The sequence below is a fragment of the Mycobacterium sp. genome, from assembly GCF_049281135.1.
Taxonomy (GTDB): Bacteria; Actinomycetota; Actinomycetes; order Mycobacteriales; family Mycobacteriaceae; genus Mycobacterium.
In genome coordinates this window covers 1-16,008 of the sequence record NZ_JBAPRN010000726.1, presented here as the reverse complement: position 1 = coordinate 16,008, position 16,008 = coordinate 1, and the positions used below count along the sequence as shown (strand labels likewise).

The window sequence follows — 16,008 nt, the reverse complement described above, 5'->3', positions numbered from 1 at the left end:
GACATGTACCGGCGCATCGAACTTGCCGGAGATGGCAATCTGGACTCGCCAACCGTTTTCGAGACAGGCCTGCCATGACCGACAACAGCCCCGGGTACACCGTCGACCGGCTCGCAGATTTCGTGGTCAACGCTGATCAGTCCGATATCAGCGGAGACGCGCGGGCGACGCTGAAACGCAATGTCCTGGACAGCATCGCCTGTGCGATCGGCGCGCTCGACGGCGAGCTCATTCCCGCGATCCGCGCACATGCCGAACAGTTCAGCAGCCGCCCGACCGCGACTTTCGTCGGCGGCGGACGCGCGTCGGTGGATCAGGCCGCCTTCTTCAACGCGGTGCTGGTGCGTTATCCGGATCTCCTCGATACCTATCTGACCCCCGGCGGTTTGTGCCATCCGGCGGACAACTTCGGTGCGGTGTTCGCCGTCGCCGAGCACGTCGATGCCAGCGGGTCGGACTTCCTGCTGGCTCTCGCGATCGCCTATGAGGTCCAGTGTCGTTTCAGCGCGCAGGTTCCCGTGATGGGCCGCGGCCTCAACCACGCGCTGCAACTGGGAATCTCGGCCGCAGCGGGCTCGGCGAAGCTGCTCGGTCTTGGCGTCGCGCAGACCGGCGACGCCGTCGCCTCCTCCGCGGTGGACAACGTGTCCCTCGCAGCCGTGCACACCGAACCGGTGTCGACATGGAAGGGCATCTCGCCGGCCATCACCGGGATGCGTGCCGTCTATGCGACCATGCTTGCCGGCCGCGGAATCACGGGTCCGCGTGCGCTTTTCGAGGGACCCAATGGCCTTGAGCAGTTGTTCGATCAGCGCATCGATCTGAGCACATCCGACCGCGCACTGATCGCTGTCGAGCAGACCTACCTCAAGCAGTACTGCGCGCTGATCCACGGCCAGGTGGTTATCGACGCAACGCTGGCGCTTCGTGACGAGCACGGCATCACCGGTGCGGACGTCGCGACAGTGACACTCGAGGTATTCCAAGGTGCATTCGACATCGCCGGCGGTGGCCGTTACGGCAACAAGGACCACCCGTCGACCAAAGAGCAGGCGGATTACAACCTCAAGTATCTGGTGGCCGCGGCGTTGCTGGACGGTCAGGTCGGTCCCGAACAGCTTGAGACACAACGAGTCCGCCGCAGTGACGTCCAAGACCTGCTGGTGCGGGTAGATGTCCGCCAGGCCGCCGATCTGACCGCGGCCTATCCCGAACGCACGCAGGCTCGCGTGCAGATCACGCTCAAGGACGGTCGCGAGTTTCGCCGCGAACAGTCCGACTTCGAGGGATCGCCGACTCGGCCCATGTCATGGGATCGGGTAGTGGAGAAATTCCATTGGCTCGCCGAACCATTCGCCGACGACGCGCTGCGCGCCCAGATCATCGACGCGGTGCACGGTCTGGACGACATCTCGATCGCCGAGCTCACGGCGCTTCTCGGTGCGGTGAGTCCATCGGTGCAGCGGCCGCGAACCAGGGGACGGCTCTAGCAGGGCGAGCAAGAAAAGATTGCGAGTACTCGCTATCTATGCTAGCTTGGCAACACCCCAACGATGCGGAGGAAGATAGTGAGCTACGACGTGATCATTCGCGACGGATTGTGGTTCGACGGAACCGGCAGCACGCCGCAAACCCGCACGTTGGGCATCCGCGACGGCGTCGTGTGCACGGTGTCGTCGACTTCGTTGGACGAGACCGGCTGCCCCGAGATCATCGACGCGAAGGGTAAGTGGGTCGTTCCCGGATTCGTCGACGTGCACACCCACTACGACGCCGAGGTGCTGCTGGATCCCGGATTGCGGGAGTCGGTTCGCCACGGTGTCACCACGGTATTGCTCGGCATGTGCTCGCTGTCGACCGTCTACGCCAATGCCGACGATGCCGCCGACCTGTTCAGTCGGGTCGAGGCGGTGCCGCGCAAATTCGTTCTTGCCGCATTGCAGGACAACAAGACCTGGTCGACTCCCGCGGAATACGTCGAGGCAATCGACGGCCTGCCGTTGGGCCCGAATGTCAGCTCACTGCTTGGTCATTCGGATCTCCGGACCTCGGTGCTCGGCCTCGAACGCGCCACCACCCGCGACGTGGAGCCCACCGACGCCGAACTCGACAAGATGGCCGCTTTGCTGGACGACGCTCTGAAGGCCGGCATGCTCGGCATGTCCGGGATGGACGCTGCGATCGACAAACTCGACGGCGACCGCTTCCGCTCTCGCGCGCTGCCGTCCACCTTCGCGACGTGGCGGGAACGCCGCAAGCTGATCAAGGTGCTGCGCAAGCGCGGCCGGATTCTGCAGAGTGCGCCCAACGTCGCCAAAGCCGAATCCGGACTGCTGTTCTTCCTGGCCAGCAGCCCAATGTTCGGGTTGCGCAAAGCCGTTCGCATGAGCCTGCTGGTATCTGCCGACGCCAAGTCGATGCCGTTAGCGGTACACGTGTTCGGCCTGGGCACGCGGCTGATGAACTTTGTCCTGCGGTCGAAGGTTCGATTCCAGCACCTGCCGGTGCCGTTCGAGCTTTACTCCGACGGCATCGACCTGCCGGTCTTCGAAGAGTTCGGTGCGGGGACCGCTGCGCTACACCTGCGGGACCAGCTGGAGCGCAATGAGTTACTGGCCGATACGGAATACCGCCGCAGGTTCCGTCGGCAATTCGACCGCGTCAAGCTCGGCCCGTCGCTGTGGCACAAAGACTTTCACGACGCAGTGATCGTCGAATGCCCCGACAAGACGCTGATCGGCAAGAGCTTCGGTGCGATCGCCAAGGAGCGAGGGCTCCACCCGCTGGACGCGTTCCTCGATGTCCTGGTCGAAAACGGTGAGCGCAACGTGCGCTGGACCACCATCGTCGCCAACCATCGGCCCAAGCAGCTGAACAAGTTGGCCGCCGAACCGAGTATCCACATGGGCTTTTCCGACGCCGGTGCGCACCTGCGCAACATGGCCTTCTACAACTATTCGCTGCGGTTCCTCAAGCGCACGCTGGACGCTTACCAAGATGGGCAGCCCTTCCTCACCATCGAACGCGCCGTGCATCGCCTGACCGGCGAAGTGGCCGAATGGTTCGGCCTGGACGCCGGCACGCTGCGGGAAGGCGATCGCGCCGACTTCGTCGTGATCGATCCCGCCGGCCTGGACGACTCGGTGGATGCCTATCACGAGGAAAAGGTCCCGTTCTACGGCGACCTGAGCCGCATGGTCAACCGCAACGACGCGGCGGTGGTGGCGACGGGTGTGAACGGCGCAATTGTGTTCCGCAACGGCGAATTCCGCGACGGCTACGGTAAGACGGTGAAGTCCGGCCGCTACCTGCGGGCGGGCGCAAGTCGCCGACAACTCGCCGGCTCGAGCGCGTAGGTCACCCGATGGCAAGGACGCAGCAACAGCGCCGGGAGGAGACGGTGGCGCGTCTGCTCGAGGCCAGCATCGGGACGATCATCGAAGTCGGATACGCCCGGGCCTCCGCGGCGGTTATCACCAAGCGAGCCGGAGTATCCGTCGGCGCCTTGTTCCGGCACTTCGACACGATGGGCGACTTCATGGCTGCCACGGCCTACGAAGTGCTTCGGCGGCAACTGGATTCGTTCACCAAGCAGGTCGCCGCGATACCTTCTGACCGGCCGGCCATGGAGGCCGGACTGACGATCCTGCGAGACATCACCAGCAGTCCGACCAACGCCGTGCTCTACGAACTGATGATCGCCGCGCGCACCGACGAAAAGCTCAATGCCACTTTACAAAACGTTCTCGAGCAATACACCAGCAAGATCTGCGACGCCGCGCGCGCTCTACCCGGCGCCGACAATTTGTCGCAGGAGACGTTCCCGGTTCTGGTGGCGTTGTTGACCAACACTTTTGATGGAGCCGCGATGTTGCGAGCTGTACTACCGCAGCCCGACATCGAAGATCGGCGGATCGCCCTACTGTCGTCGTTGCTGAGCGGCATCGGCCTGCCGGGCTGACCGCCTAGTCGTCGGTGAGTTTCGCGACGGCGTCGTCCAGCCCTCGATACACGCTCATCAGCTCGTTGATACCCAGTAACGTGAGTGGTCGATGCGTGGCGGGCCCATCGGCGACCACGCAGAACGGGATGGACTCGCCGAGGTTGTCGCGGGTCTTCATCAAGACGCTGATGCCGGCCGAGCCGAGGAATTCGACCCTCAACAAGTCGACGATGAGGCCCTTGGGCTTTTTGGCGAGCGCGGAATCGATGGCCTCGGTCAGCCCGGGGGCGGTAAGCATGTCCACGCTTCCGCTCACGGCTACCACCGCCAGCCCCTCGACCTCCGACTCATGGGTGCTGAAGTCGTCTTTGTCGGATTGAGGTGGCGAACCAGATTCAGCATGTTGGTTTTCGGCCATCATCGATCTCTCATTCCTTACGGACACCTGCGTCGGCTACTAACGGAGCAGACGTCGTTGACAATGGCTGGCGACTCAACCCACGGACCCTGCCGACGTGTGTCGACCGAACGCCGCGGATACTCATATTCGACTCCTGCGCAATAAAATCCCACGGCACACCGAAGACTAGCCGAAACCGTGGCGGGTGTCGTCTGAGACCTACAGTGTGCCGATCGCCGACTGCGGGTTGAGCGCAAAGCCCCAGTCGAGCAGGCCACCGGCCTGATCCCAGTAGGTTGGTCCGCCCTCGCGCACCAACCCGTACATCATGGCTACCACCAGGCGGCGGCCCCCGCGAGCCGCGGCGCCGACGAATGTCTTGCGCGCGGCGTCGGTGAACCCGGTCTTGCCGCCGATGGCGCCCGGGTATCGCGTCAGGAGCTCGTCGTGGTTGACGATCGGGTGGTCTCCGTCAGTTCCGGGGAACACAGCCGACGGCTCTGCCGTGATTTGAGCGAAGACCGGGTTGGCCATCGCCGCTCGGAAGATGACCGCGAGGTCGTGGGCTGTCGACCAACCCGAGCCGCCCGGCCCGTCCAATCCCGACGGCGTTGACGCATGGGTGTTCACCGCGCCCAGCGATGCCGCCTTGGCGTCCATCTTGGCCACGGTGGCGCCCAGGCCGCCCAGCATGTGCGCCAGCGTGTTGGCCGCGTCGTTACCCGACACCAGAAGCAGGCCGTCCAGCAGTTGGCGCGTCGTGTAGGTGCGGCCGGCTTTCACGCCCACACAGTTGCATTCGACCTGGCTGTCGGCTGGGTCGGCGACGACGGTCGAGTCCAGGCTCAGCTCGTCGAGGGCCACCAGCGCCAGCAACACCTTGATGGTGCTGGCCGGTGGATGACGAAGGTTCTCGTCGCGAGCGGCCAGCACCTGACCGGAATCGAGGTCCGCGACCAGCCAGGTCTGAGCCGGCCCATCGGGGATGGGCACCGAACCGACCGGCTGCACGCCGGTGTCCGCCCAAGCAGTTGCATTGCTGCCGACAAGGGAGAAGACAGCCGCTACTGCGGCGAGAAGCTTCCGCATGGCCACGCAGCTTACCGGCCCGCGCCGCCTGTCGTTGACCTCGGAGGTGTTCAATCGACCCATGTTGAGCCATGCCGAAATCTCGGACCGGTTGGAAATCCAGCAGCTGATCGTTGATTACTCGACCGCGATCGACACGCATCACTTCGACGGTCTGGACGCGGTATTCACCCAGGACGCCTACATCGATTACACGGCCCTCGGTGGCATCGAAGGCCGCTATCCGGAGGTGAAAGCCTGGTTGGCCGAGGTCTTGCCGAACTTTCCGATGTACGCGCACATGCTGGGCAACTTCTCGGTTCGGATCGACGGGGACACCGCGTCGTCACGGACGATTTGTTTCAACCCGATGGTATTGCCGGGGGCGACGAAAAAAGACCAGGAACAGATCATGTTCTGCGGCTTGTGGTACGACGACGACTTCGTCCGCACCGCCGACGGGTGGCGGATGACCCGCCGGGTGGAGACCAAGTGCTTCCAGAAAATCCTGTAGGGGCCGCGCTCGGACTGAATTTCTGACTTCAGGCCCGGCTCTGGCACAATAGGCGGCTGTCCGCCGCGCGACCCATCGTTTGCGCGATGCTTGTTCGGCGGTCACACACGCGAGGCAAAACCGGATCCGGGCATCCCGCCCGAATCGCTGAATTGCAGCGTGACATCGGTAGGAGAAGTTGCTCAACCATGGCTGTAAAGATCAAGCTCACCCGGCTCGGAAAGATCCGCAATCCGCAGTACCGTATCGCGGTCGCCGATTCGCGGACACGGCGCGAAGGCCGAGCAATCGAGGTCATCGGCCGGTATCACCCCAAGGAGGAGCCGAGCCTGATCGAGGTCGACTCCGAGCGGGCCCAGTACTGGCTGTCGGTAGGGGCTCAACCCACCGAACCCGTCCTGAAGCTGCTGAAGATCACCGGCGACTGGCAGAAGTTCAAGGGACTGCCCGGCGCAGAGGGCAGGCTGAAGGTCGCCGCACCCAAGCCGACCAAGCTCGAGTTGTTCAACGCCGCCCTGGCTGCCGCCGATGGTGGCCCCGACACCGAGGCCTCGACGCCGAAGAAGAAGAAGGCTCCGGCGAAGAAGGCCGCCGCCGCGGACACCGCTGCGAAAGCGGACACCCCCGAGAAGGCCGACGAAGCCGAGAAGCCGGCCGATGAGGCCGCGCCGGCCGCTGCTGGCGAGCAGGCCGCTGCTGGCGAGCAGGCCGAGCCCGCGACCGAGAGCTGACCACCGCCATGAGTACCGTCGTCGTCGACGCCGTCGAACATCTGGTCCGCGGGATCGTCGACAACCCTGACGATGTACGCGTCGATCTGGTGACCAGCCGGCGTGGCCGGACCGTCGAGGTGCACGTTCACCCCGACGATCTGGGCAAGGTGATCGGTCGAGGCGGGCGCACCGCGACCGCGCTGCGCACCCTCGTTGCGGGCATCGGTGGTCGCGGCATTCGTGTCGACGTGGTGGACACCGACCAGTAGCGGAGAGCTCCCTTGGAGTTGACAGTCGGGCGCGTGGTCAAAGCGCACGGCGTCACCGGCGAACTCGTCGTCGAGGTTCGCACCGATGACCCGGAGCTTCGGTTCGCGCCCGGTTCGATATTGCGCGCCAAGGGTTCTGATCGCCGCGAGCGTATCTACACCGTCGAAACGGTCCGTGCCCATGGCAGCCGCCTGCTGGTGCGGTTATCCGGCGTCGCCGACCGTGACGCCGCCGACGCACTGCGCCGCAGCCTGTTCGTCGTCGACTCCGCGGACCTGCCGCCCATCGACGAGGCCGACACCTACTACGACCACCAGCTCGAAGGTCTTCGCGTGCGGACGGTTGACGGCCGCGAAATCGGCGTCGTTGCTGAGGTTTTGCACACCGCGGGCGGTGAGCTGCTGGCCGTCAACCGTGAACAGGGCGGCGAGTTGCTGGTGCCGTTCGTGGGCGCGATCGTCACGTCGGTCTCGTTGGAGGACGGTGTCGTGGAGGTCGATCCGCCCGAGGGACTCCTGGAACTGGAGAACTGAGGACGCAGTGTGGTGAGAATCGATGTCGTAACGATCTTCCCGACCTACCTGGATCCGCTGCGAGAGTCATTGCCGGGCAAGGCAATAGAATCAGGTCTGGTCCAGCTCGGTGTGCACGACCTCCGTCGCTGGACGCACGACGTGCACCGCTCGGTCGACGACTCGCCCTACGGCGGCGGTCCCGGGATGGTGATGAAAGCGCCGGTATGGGGCGAGGCGCTCGACGAGATCTGCTCGCCGGAAACGCTTCTCGTTGTCCCGACGCCTGCAGGCGTACTGTTCACGCAGTCGACCGCGCAGCGGTGGGGCAGTGAATCGCATCTTGTGTTCGCGTGCGGCCGCTATGAGGGGATCGATCAGCGAGTCATCGACGATGCGGCTACGCGGATGCGAATCGAGGAGGTGTCGATCGGCGACTACGTCTTGCCGGGCGGAGAGTCGGCGGCGCTGGTCATGATCGAGGCGGTGCTGCGTCTCCTGCCGAACGTCTTGGGTAATCCTCTTTCGCACCAAGACGATTCGCATTCCTACGGTGTGCTGGAAGGCCCGTCGTACACCCGGCCGCCGAGCTGGCTCGGGCTCGACGTCCCCGAGGTGCTGTTGTCGGGCGATCACGCTCGCGTCGCGGCTTGGCGGCGGCAGACCGCGGAGCAGCGCACCCGCGAACGCCGTCCCGACCTGTGGCACCCGGATCGGGGCTAGGCGCCGATCCGCCCGGACGGAAACATCGTCTTGACGGCCTGAGTGATGGTTTCCCGCGCGGTCGCATCGTCCGAGGACTGCTGCGACTCGATCACCATGACGTATCGCCGGTCCGCGCCGATGATGCCCGTCGACAGATGCATCCAGCTGCTGCCGTCCATGCAGCACATCCATCCCTGCTTGACGGCGACCGGTTCGGCGAAGAGCCCGTCGGGAATGCCGAACCGTTGCGGGTAGCCGTCCGCCCCGGTAGCCGTCGAGCCGGCAAGGTCGTTGAGGATGATCTCCGCACGCTCGCCAGACAATCCGCCGGACCCGCTGAGCAGCCTGTCGTAGTAATGCACCAGATCCGTGGCCGAGCTCATCGTGTCCCACCACTGCCCGTCGCTGGGTGGCGTGGTCGACGTCAACCCGTAGCGACCGGCGACGTCGTTGATGATCGTTTCGCCGCCGCGCGCGGCCCAGAACGTCTCTGCGGCGTCGTCATCGGAGGACCGCAGCATGCTGTCCAGCGCCTGGCGGTCGCCCGACGACAGCGGCGTGCTTGCATCCTGTGACAACAGATCGTCGGCGATGAAGAGCTTCGCGACGGATGCGATCCCGACCAGCTGGTTGTTGCCGTTGGACAGCATCTGACTGGTGACGCGGTCCAGGACGGCGATCGAGATGGTTGCGCCGTCTGCGACGGCGGCGTCGGTGGCCTGCGCGATCCGGGCCGGCAACCCGTCAAACGCGGCGGCAGGAGGTGACTCCGGGGCATGGACCGCGGGTTCCGGGCTGTCGGGTGAGCCGTACACCTTTGCGCAGCCGGTCATCCACACCGTCAGCACCGCCGCGGTGGCGATCAGTCGCAGCAGCGGCCGGGCTCGCTTGGTCATTTCACGCTCATGTGTACCATTCGCCCACGTCACGGCCGGGTCAGTCGGAGCGGCGATTCGCCGCGATTTCGCTGCGTGGGCCCGATCTGGCACAATTGACCAGTTGTCTCCAGCGGTTGTCGGCCGGACCGTCCGCTCCCGCCTACCGCGAGACGCACCCAGATGCCCGAAACCCATCGGCTAGGTTGCCTGCCCACCTGTTCGCAGCGGTGAGCAGCAGCACGCAGCCGCGACCGCAAGGAAGTGTCTTCCGACATGAACACGCTGGATTTCGTCGACAAGACGTCGCTGCGCGACGACCTCCCGGCCTTCAACCCCGGTGACACGATCAACGTCCACGTGAAGGTCATCGAGGGCGCCAAGGAGCGTATCCAGGTGTTCAAGGGCGTCGTGCTGCGCCGCCAGGGCGGCGGGGTCCGCGAGACCTTTACCGTCCGCAAGGAGAGCTACGGCGTCGGCGTCGAGCGGACCTTCCCGGTGCACTCGCCCAACATCGACCACATCGACGTCGTGACGCGCGGCGACGTTCGTCGCGCCAAGCTCTACTACCTGCGCGAGCTGCGCGGCAAGAAAGCCAAGATCAAGGAAAAGCGCTGATTTTCGGCGCGGTCGGCGTTTCTGTGGCGGCCCTGCCGATTTGCCCGGCGATGCTGACTACGCTGAACCCGTGACTGAACCGACCGGCCCGCCCGAGGGTCAACCCGATTCCGGTCCGGCCGATCCAGAAGTCGCGACAAGCGCCCCGCCCGTAGCGGAGCCGGATTCGGACCCGGACGATCACGCTGACAAAAGGCGGGCGGCGCTGCGGGAAACGGTGATCCTGGCCGTCATCGCGTTGGTGCTCTACTACGTCATGTTGACGTTCGTGGCCCGTCCCTACCTCATCCCGTCGGAATCGATGGAACCCACGCTGCATGGCTGCTCGGGCTGTGTCGGCGACCGGATCATGGTCGACAAGGTCACCTTCCGCTTCGGCTCGCCGCAACCCGGTGACGTGATCGTGTTCAAGGGACCGCCGCCGTGGAACATCGGTTACAAATCCATCCGTTCGCACAACGCTGCGATCCGTTGGGTGCAAAATGCGTTCTCGTTCATCGGGTTTGTGCCTCCTGACGAAAACGACTTGGTCAAGCGCGTTATCGCGGTGGGCGGCCAGACCGTGCAGTGCCGCAACAACACCGGGCTGACGGTCGATGGCAAGAAGCTGACAGAGCCGTACCTCGACCCGGCGACGCTGAACGCCGACCCGGCTGTCTATCCCTGCCTGGGGCCCGAATTCGGGCCCGTCAGCGTTCCGCAGGGGCGGCTATGGGTGATGGGGGACAACCGGACTCACTCGGCGGACTCCCGCGCACACTGCACCAGCACCCCTGGCGACGCCATCAACGGACTGCTGTGCACGGGTGATCCCATGGCCGGCACGGTGCCGGTCGGCAATGTCATCGGCAAGGCGAGGTTCATTGTGTGGCCGCCCTCGCGGTGGGGCGCTGTGCGTGCGGTGAATCCTCAGCAGAATCACTAGGCCATGGCCACGACCTGGCCGCCGCGGACGGTGATCCGCAAATCGTCGGGCCTGCGCACCCTGGAGGCCGCGCTGTATCGCAGCGGTCTCGGGCCGGTCGCCGGCGTGGACGAGGTCGGGCGCGGGGCGTGCGCGGGGCCGCTTGTGGTCGCCGCGTGCGTACTGGGGCCGAGCCGATTGGAAAGCCTTGCTGCTCTTGATGATTCGAAGAAGCTCAGCGAAAAGGCGCGGGAGAGGCTCTACCCGCTGATTTGCCGATACGCGCTGGCGTACCACGTGGTGTTCATCCCGTCGACCGAGGTTGACCGCCGCGGCGTGCATGTGGCGAACATCGAAGGCATGCGCCGGGCGGTGGCAGGACTGTCGCTTCGCCCGGGTTACGTGCTCAGCGACGGATTCCGGGTGCCGGGGCTACCCGTGCCGTCGCTGCCGGTCATCGGAGGTGACGCAGCGGCGGCGTGCATCGCCGCGGCCAGTGTGCTGGCCAAGGTCAGCCGGGACCGGCTGATGGTGGCAATGGAGTCCGATCATCCGGGCTACGGCTTCGCCGTGCACAAGGGCTACAGCACCGCGGCGCATTTGGCGGCGCTCAACGAGCTGGGGCCCTGCTCGGAGCATCGGCGTTCATTCATCAACGTACGGCGGGTGGCGTCGGGGTCGGGTACCCAGATGGTGGCGGAGTGCGCACCGGGTCAGCAGAATGAAAATGGGTGGGGAAAGATGGAGCACGCCAATCAACCGCGGGACGGAGAAGGACGGCTGAGCTGATGAGTGCCGAAGATCTCGAAAAGTATGAAACCGAGATGGAGCTCTCGCTGTACCGCGAATACAAGGACATCGTGGGGCAGTTCAGTTACGTGGTGGAAACCGAGCGACGCTTCTATCTGGCAAACAGTGTCGAGATGGTTCCGCGCAACGCCGATGGCGAGGTGTACTTCGAGCTACGGCTGTCCGACGCGTGGGTATGGGACATGTACCGCCCGGCCCGGTTCGTCAAGCAGGTGCGGGTTGTCACCTTCAAAGACGTCAACATCGAAGAGGTCGAGAAACCCGAGTTGCGGTTGCCGGAATAAGCTCAGACACCGACGCTAGCGCTGGTCACTGCGGCCGAACATCGGCTTGCCGCGGCTTTCGATGACAGTCCGCGCTACGTCGGCGAGCTTGATGTTCAGATCTTGGGAGTACCGGCGCAGGATGTTGAACGCTTCTTGCTCGTCCACACCGTGCAGCATCATCAGCATCCCGACGGCCTTGCCTATCTCGCGGTTGGACAGTAGCCCGCGCCGCAAGGTGGAGACATCCTCGCCCGACGCGACGGCGTTGATGGCCACGCTGGCGAACGATGCCAGCACGATGGCCTGGCCGGCGGATTCGGTGTCGAAGACGTTCGGCTTGTCGCTGAACAGGTTGAGCGCACCCGTTTTCCGCTTGTCGACCAGGATGCGGAAACCCATCGCCCCGCGCACGGGTGTCTCGGCAACCAGCTGCGCCGCTAGCTGCGGCCATTGGTTCGGGGTGCTCAAGTCGGTTTCGATCTGCGGAGTCTCTTCTTCGATCGCGTCGACACATGGCCCTTCGCCTGCCTTACGTTCCATGTCGTCGATCCGCTGCGCGATGCTGTCGCTAGCACCGACGGTGACGTAGCGGCCGTCGCGGCGTACCAGCAGGCTGGCGTGATCGCACCCGGTGACCACGAGTGTCGCCGCGACGCAGATCGCCGCGTAAATCTCGCTCGATTCCGAGCCCTGATAGATGATCTCGGCCAGCGCGGCGAAAACCGTGCTGGGGTCCGCGGTCGGTGTGTCCGCGGAACCGTTGTTCGCCATGTCTGCCACGTCGTACATCATCCCAAGCTGCTCGGACTCCTGACCACCCTATCGACGTTTCGGTTGAGTTCGCCGTGCGTGTCCGTAATGGGACGGGCGTCAGAATTCCGTTAAGGATGGCGCCAAAGCCCCAATCGAGCCCGGCAGGTGGCGCTGTAATCGGTTAGGAAGGACCAATGACCGTCCCCGCCGCCGACAAGATCGCACCGTCATTCCTTGACGGCTGGAAGCGCGTCGTGCTCGGCAAGCCGATGATCACCGACGAACTTCAACACGAGAAGTTGTCGAATCCTGTTGCGCTGGGTGCACTTTCGCCGGATGCAATTTCCTCGACGGCCTACGGTCCCGAGCAGATCATGGTCGAGCTGCTACCGGCGGCTGGGATGGCCGCGTTTGTGTTGATGCTTCCGTTGATCGGCGTGATCTTGTTGATTCTGACGCTGGTGACGGCGTCGTATCGGCAGGTCGTGATGGCCTACACCCGGGCCGGCGGCTCCTACATCGTGGCCAGGGAGAACTTCGGACCTCGAATAGCACAGGTCGCGGCCGCGGCGCTGCTGATCGACTATGTGGTCACCGTGGCGATCCAGTGCGCGGCCGGCACTGTGGCGGTGGCGTCGGCGCTACCGGTGCTGGGCCCGTACAGCCTGGAAATCTCGGTCGGGGCCGTGCTGGTCTTCTGTTTTGCTAATCTGCGCGGCCTGCGCGAGGCGGGCCGGACCTTCGCGGTGCCGACGTACTGGTTTATCGGCATGCTCGCGCTGATGATCGTGGTCGGCCTTGCCCGTGAGATCCTCGGAAATCTGCCGCAATACGATCCGCAACACCTCGACGGCGCGGTGCCGATCCACCAGGGCAACGGCCTGGTCATGGGGGCGACCGTACTGGTGTTGCTGCGAGCGTTCGCCAACGGAGGCTCGTCGCTGACCGGGGTCGAAGCGATCTCCAACACCGTCAACCTGTTTCGTAAACCCGAGGGCCCTAACGCCCGCCGAGTGCTGACCGGCATGGCTGCGGTGCTGGGGCTGTTGTTGGCCGGTGTGGCCTGGCTTGGCTACGCCACTCATTCCGTGCCGTTTTCCGCCGGATATCCGTCGATGCTGTCCGAGATCGGCCGGGCAGTTTTCGGCCAAGGACTGATTGGCCAGGTCTTGTACTTTCTGCTGCAGGCGGCGAGCGCGGCGATTCTGTACAACGGCGCCAACACCAGCTTCAACGGCTTTCCGGCGCTGACTCACTTTGTTGCGGAGGACAGTTTCCTGCCGCGACCGCTGATGAAGCGGGGTCATCGGCTGGTGTTCTCCAATGCCATCATCCTGCTGGCCATGCTGGCGGTGGCGCTGCTGGTGGCCACCGGAGGCGGGGTCAACGCGCTGGTGCCAATGTTCGCGATGGGTGTGTTCACCGCGTTCTCCATGACCGGCTACGGCATGACCAGACACTGGCTGACCCATCGCGGACCCGGCTGGCGCTACAAGCTGGTGGTCAACCTGTCGGCGGGCATCTTGTCGACGAGTGTGGTGGTCATCTTCGCGTTCGCGAAGTTCAGTGAGGGCGCCTGGCTGGTGGTGGTGGTCTTCCCGATCCTGGTGCTGGGGTTGATGCGGCTCAACAAGCAATACCGCGCCGAAGCGTCGGTGTTGGAGATGTCACGTACCCAGCGTCCCGACCTGACGAGGCACGCTCGTCACCGGGTACTGGTCTTCATCGATTCCATCGACCTGGCAGAAATCGAAGCGCTGCGCTACGCGAAGGGCCTGCACGCCGACGATCTGGTCGCCGTGCACTTCATTCTGGACAGCGCGCATGCCGCGGAGCTCCAGGAGAGATGGCAACGCTACAACGCCGGCACCGAGTTGCGCCTGATCGAGTGTCTCGATCGACAACTCGGCCGCGCCGCCCAGCTCCTGGTGGCGAAGGTCAAGGACGACTATCCCGACGCGACCGTGACGGTGTTGTTGCCCCGGCGAATGTATTCGGCACTGGCCGGCCGGCTACTCCATGACCGTACCGCTGACATGCTTGCCCGGGTGATCAGCCGCGTCCCGGGGGCAAGCGCCCAGATTCTGGCCTACGACGTGGGCTCGCGGGTTGCGCGTGCGCTGCAGGGCGGCGAGCGGGAAAGCACCGGCCAATCGCCGGATTCCGCCGGAAAGACGCAGGCGACAATGCCTGCGGTTTGAAACTCGCGTCGATTCGACGCAGTCACCCACGCCCGGCCGAGATGTTAATTCGCTGAGAATAATCGCTGGCAGCACCCACTCGGGTAACCGAATCCCCGGTCGAGACGCTAACGTTCTCGGGCGTAAGTTTCTCGTAAGTAGTGCGAACGGCAGGGCGGGGAAGAGCATCACTGTGGTAGATCCGGCGGACGAGCACAAAGCCCCGTCAACATTCATCGATGCCTGGAAGCGGTTTTTCCTCGGAAAGCCGCTTATCACTGAGAATCTCGAACATGAGAGCCTGTCGAATGTCGTTGCGCTAGGCGCGCTTTCGCCCGATGCAATCTCCTCGACGGTGTACGGCCCCGAGCAGATCATGGTCGAGTTGCTGCCGGCGGCAGGAATGGCGGCATATGTGCTCGTGCTTCCGATTACCGGCGTGATCTTGGTGATTTTGGCGTTGGTGACAGGGTCATACCGCCAAGTGGTGATGGCCTACACCCAGCGAGGTGGCTCGTATCTGGTGGCACGAAGCAATTTCGGACCGCGTATCGCGCAGATCTCGGCTGCGGCGCTGTTGATCGATTATGTGGTGACCGTGGCGGTGCAGTGCGCGTCGGGCACGTTTGCAGTGGTTTCGGCGGTACCGTCCCTCGGCCCCTACCACTTGGAAATCACCGTGGCTGCGTTGCTGCTCATCGCTTACGCCAACCTGCGCGGAATGAAAGAGGCTGGCCGGATCTTCGCTGTGCCGGTCTACGCTTTCATCGTCATGCTCACGGTGATGATCGTGACCGGGGTGGTTCGCCAGATCTTCTGGGGTCTACCGCAATACAACTCGGAGCACATTGTTGGCTCTGTGCCAGTGCATCAGGGCAACGGGCTGATCATGGGCGCGACGTTGTTGATCGTGTTACGCGCTTTCGCCAACGGCGGCACCTCGCTGACCGGGGTCGAGGCGATCACCGACGCCGTCAATGTCTTCCGAGAGCCGCAAGGCCCCAATGCGCGTCGGGTCCTCACCCGAATGGCCTGCATCCTCGGGTTCTTGTTGGTTGGTGTCATCTACCTGGTACATGCCACTCACGCCACTCCGTTTATCGCTGAATATCCGTCGATGCTTTCCGAGGTTGGCCGGGCGGTCTTCGGCAACGGGGTGATCGGGAAGATCACGTACTTGCTGCTGCAGACGGCCAGCGCCGCGATCTTGTTCTTCGGTGCGAATACCAGTTTCAACGGTTTTCCCGCGCTGACGAGCTTCATTGCCGAGGACAGCTTTCTGCCGCGGCCGATGATGAAACGTGGTCATCGTTTGGTGTTTTCGAACGCCATCATTGTGCTGACTGCACTGGCGGTGACACTGGTGATCGTGACCGGCGGCTCGGTCGACGCGGTGGTGCCGCTGTTTGCGATGGGCGTATTCACCGGTTTCTCGATGGCCGGCTATGGCATGACCAAACACTGGCTGGTCCATCGT

The 16,008-nt window shown here is 64.1% G+C and carries 16 protein-coding genes and 2 pseudogenes; 14 read left to right on the top strand and 4 right to left on the bottom strand.

From position 1 onward, the window contains the following. Nucleotides 1-74 precede the first annotated feature (74 nt). From WAN02_RS29050 to WAN02_RS29040, 3 genes and pseudogenes are all read left to right on the top strand, one after another. On the top strand, nucleotides 75-1,490 hold the full coding sequence (locus tag WAN02_RS29050) for an MmgE/PrpD family protein (protein ID WP_422268842.1): 1,416 nt from the start codon (nucleotides 75-77) through the stop codon (nucleotides 1,488-1,490). A gap of 38 nt (nucleotides 1,491-1,528) precedes the next feature. Continuing rightward, nucleotides 1,529-3,356 (top strand): annotated as a pseudogene (locus tag WAN02_RS29045) (N-acyl-D-amino-acid deacylase family protein). A gap of 8 nt (nucleotides 3,357-3,364) precedes the next feature. Further along, nucleotides 3,365-3,961: a TetR/AcrR family transcriptional regulator gene (locus WAN02_RS29040; protein WP_422268841.1), complete on the top strand. Its 597-nt coding sequence runs from the start codon at nucleotides 3,365-3,367 to the stop codon at nucleotides 3,959-3,961. A gap of 4 nt (nucleotides 3,962-3,965) precedes the next feature. Here WAN02_RS29040 and WAN02_RS29035 read toward each other — a convergent pair whose 3' ends face one another. Further along, on the bottom strand, nucleotides 3,966-4,364 hold the full coding sequence (locus WAN02_RS29035; RefSeq protein WP_422268840.1) for an STAS domain-containing protein: 399 nt from the start codon (nucleotides 4,362-4,364) through the stop codon (nucleotides 3,966-3,968). A gap of 198 nt (nucleotides 4,365-4,562) precedes the next feature. Next, on the bottom strand, nucleotides 4,563-5,432 hold the full coding sequence (locus WAN02_RS29030; protein ID WP_422268839.1) for a D-alanyl-D-alanine carboxypeptidase family protein: 870 nt from the start codon (nucleotides 5,430-5,432) through the stop codon (nucleotides 4,563-4,565). Nucleotides 5,433-5,493: 61 nt separating this feature from the next. Between WAN02_RS29030 and WAN02_RS29025 the strand changes: the two genes are divergently transcribed. The 5 genes from WAN02_RS29025 to trmD all read left to right on the top strand — a co-directional run bounded on the left by WAN02_RS29025 (nucleotide 5,494) and on the right by trmD (nucleotide 8,143). Beyond that, a complete protein-coding gene (locus WAN02_RS29025) occupies nucleotides 5,494-5,925 on the top strand; it encodes a nuclear transport factor 2 family protein (protein WP_422268844.1) in 432 nt (143 codons plus the stop codon). Nucleotides 5,926-6,113: 188 nt separating this feature from the next. Further along, entirely contained in the window at nucleotides 6,114-6,656 is a 543-nt protein-coding gene (gene rpsP / locus WAN02_RS29020; protein WP_422268838.1) for a 30S ribosomal protein S16, read from the top strand. Between the two features lie 8 nt (nucleotides 6,657-6,664). Continuing rightward, nucleotides 6,665-6,907: an RNA-binding protein gene (locus WAN02_RS29015; protein WP_036354608.1), complete on the top strand. Its 243-nt coding sequence runs from the start codon at nucleotides 6,665-6,667 to the stop codon at nucleotides 6,905-6,907. A 12-nt stretch (nucleotides 6,908-6,919) separates the two neighbouring features. Then, complete coding sequence (rimM, locus tag WAN02_RS29010) at nucleotides 6,920-7,441, top strand: ribosome maturation factor RimM (RefSeq protein WP_422268837.1); 522 nt, start codon at nucleotides 6,920-6,922, stop codon at nucleotides 7,439-7,441. A gap of 12 nt (nucleotides 7,442-7,453) precedes the next feature. Then, nucleotides 7,454-8,143, top strand: coding sequence for a tRNA (guanosine(37)-N1)-methyltransferase TrmD (gene trmD / locus WAN02_RS29005; protein ID WP_422268836.1), 690 nt, complete (start codon nucleotides 7,454-7,456; stop codon nucleotides 8,141-8,143). Here the strand turns inward: trmD and WAN02_RS29000 are convergent. Further along, the gene (locus WAN02_RS29000; RefSeq protein WP_422268835.1) at nucleotides 8,140-9,021 is read right to left on the bottom strand and encodes a hypothetical protein; all 882 of its coding nucleotides are present in this window, start codon (nucleotides 9,019-9,021) and stop codon (nucleotides 8,140-8,142) included. The genes trmD and WAN02_RS29000 overlap by 4 nt on opposite strands. Nucleotides 9,022-9,276: 255 nt before the next feature. Between WAN02_RS29000 and rplS the strand changes: the two genes are divergently transcribed. The 4 genes from rplS (at nucleotide 9,277) to WAN02_RS28980 (ending at nucleotide 11,616) form a co-directional block, all read left to right on the top strand. Beyond that, nucleotides 9,277-9,618, top strand: a complete 342-nt coding sequence (gene rplS / locus WAN02_RS28995) for a 50S ribosomal protein L19 (protein WP_325694368.1) — start codon at nucleotides 9,277-9,279, stop codon at nucleotides 9,616-9,618. A 70-nt stretch (nucleotides 9,619-9,688) separates the two neighbouring features. Next, entirely contained in the window at nucleotides 9,689-10,543 is an 855-nt protein-coding gene (gene lepB / locus WAN02_RS28990; protein ID WP_422268834.1) for a signal peptidase I, read from the top strand. Nucleotides 10,544-10,546: 3 nt separating this feature from the next. After that, complete coding sequence (locus WAN02_RS28985; protein WP_422268833.1) at nucleotides 10,547-11,311, top strand: ribonuclease HII; 765 nt, start codon at nucleotides 10,547-10,549, stop codon at nucleotides 11,309-11,311. After that, nucleotides 11,311-11,616 carry a DUF2469 domain-containing protein gene (locus WAN02_RS28980; protein WP_007171389.1) on the top strand — a complete coding sequence of 102 codons (306 nt, stop codon included), beginning with the start codon at nucleotides 11,311-11,313 and terminating at the stop codon, nucleotides 11,614-11,616. Before WAN02_RS28985 ends, WAN02_RS28980 begins: the two co-directional genes overlap by 1 nt. A 15-nt stretch (nucleotides 11,617-11,631) precedes the next feature. Here WAN02_RS28980 and WAN02_RS28975 read toward each other — a convergent pair whose 3' ends face one another. Next, nucleotides 11,632-12,369 carry a GAF and ANTAR domain-containing protein gene (locus tag WAN02_RS28975; RefSeq protein ID WP_422268832.1) on the bottom strand — a complete coding sequence of 246 codons (738 nt, stop codon included), beginning with the start codon at nucleotides 12,367-12,369 and terminating at the stop codon, nucleotides 11,632-11,634. Nucleotides 12,370-12,545: 176 nt separating this feature from the next. Here WAN02_RS28975 and WAN02_RS28970 point away from each other — a divergent pair. Together WAN02_RS28970 and WAN02_RS28965 are read left to right on the top strand one after the other, a co-directional pair. Then, nucleotides 12,546-14,471 (top strand): annotated as a pseudogene (locus WAN02_RS28970) (APC family permease); the annotation flags it as partial. 247 nt (nucleotides 14,472-14,718) lie between these two features. Next, on the top strand, nucleotides 14,719-16,008 hold a 1,290-nt coding region (locus WAN02_RS28965; RefSeq protein ID WP_422268843.1), incomplete at its 3' end, for an APC family permease.

What these genes read in the sequence shown, in the direction of transcription:
- WAN02_RS29050 (WP_422268842.1), top strand. Translation starts at nt 75, where the DNA reads ATGACCGACAACAGCCCCGGGTACACCGTCGACCGGCTCGCAGATTTC.
- WAN02_RS29040 (WP_422268841.1), top strand. Translation starts at nt 3,365, where the DNA reads ATGGCAAGGACGCAGCAACAGCGCCGGGAGGAGACGGTGGCGCGTCTG.
- WAN02_RS29035 (WP_422268840.1), bottom strand. Translation starts at nt 4,364, where the DNA reads ATGATGGCCGAAAACCAACATGCTGAATCTGGTTCGCCACCTCAATCC.
- WAN02_RS29030 (WP_422268839.1), bottom strand. Translation starts at nt 5,432, where the DNA reads ATGCGGAAGCTTCTCGCCGCAGTAGCGGCTGTCTTCTCCCTTGTCGGC.
- WAN02_RS29025 (WP_422268844.1), top strand. Translation starts at nt 5,494, where the DNA reads ATGTTGAGCCATGCCGAAATCTCGGACCGGTTGGAAATCCAGCAGCTG.
- rpsP (WP_422268838.1), top strand. Translation starts at nt 6,114, where the DNA reads ATGGCTGTAAAGATCAAGCTCACCCGGCTCGGAAAGATCCGCAATCCG.
- WAN02_RS29015 (WP_036354608.1), top strand. Translation starts at nt 6,665, where the DNA reads ATGAGTACCGTCGTCGTCGACGCCGTCGAACATCTGGTCCGCGGGATC.
- WAN02_RS29000 (WP_422268835.1), bottom strand. Translation starts at nt 9,021, where the DNA reads ATGACCAAGCGAGCCCGGCCGCTGCTGCGACTGATCGCCACCGCGGCG.
- rplS (WP_325694368.1), top strand. Translation starts at nt 9,277, where the DNA reads ATGAACACGCTGGATTTCGTCGACAAGACGTCGCTGCGCGACGACCTC.
- WAN02_RS28985 (WP_422268833.1), top strand. Translation starts at nt 10,547, where the DNA reads ATGGCCACGACCTGGCCGCCGCGGACGGTGATCCGCAAATCGTCGGGC.
- WAN02_RS28980 (WP_007171389.1), top strand. Translation starts at nt 11,311, where the DNA reads ATGAGTGCCGAAGATCTCGAAAAGTATGAAACCGAGATGGAGCTCTCG.
- WAN02_RS28975 (WP_422268832.1), bottom strand. Translation starts at nt 12,369, where the DNA reads ATGGCGAACAACGGTTCCGCGGACACACCGACCGCGGACCCCAGCACG.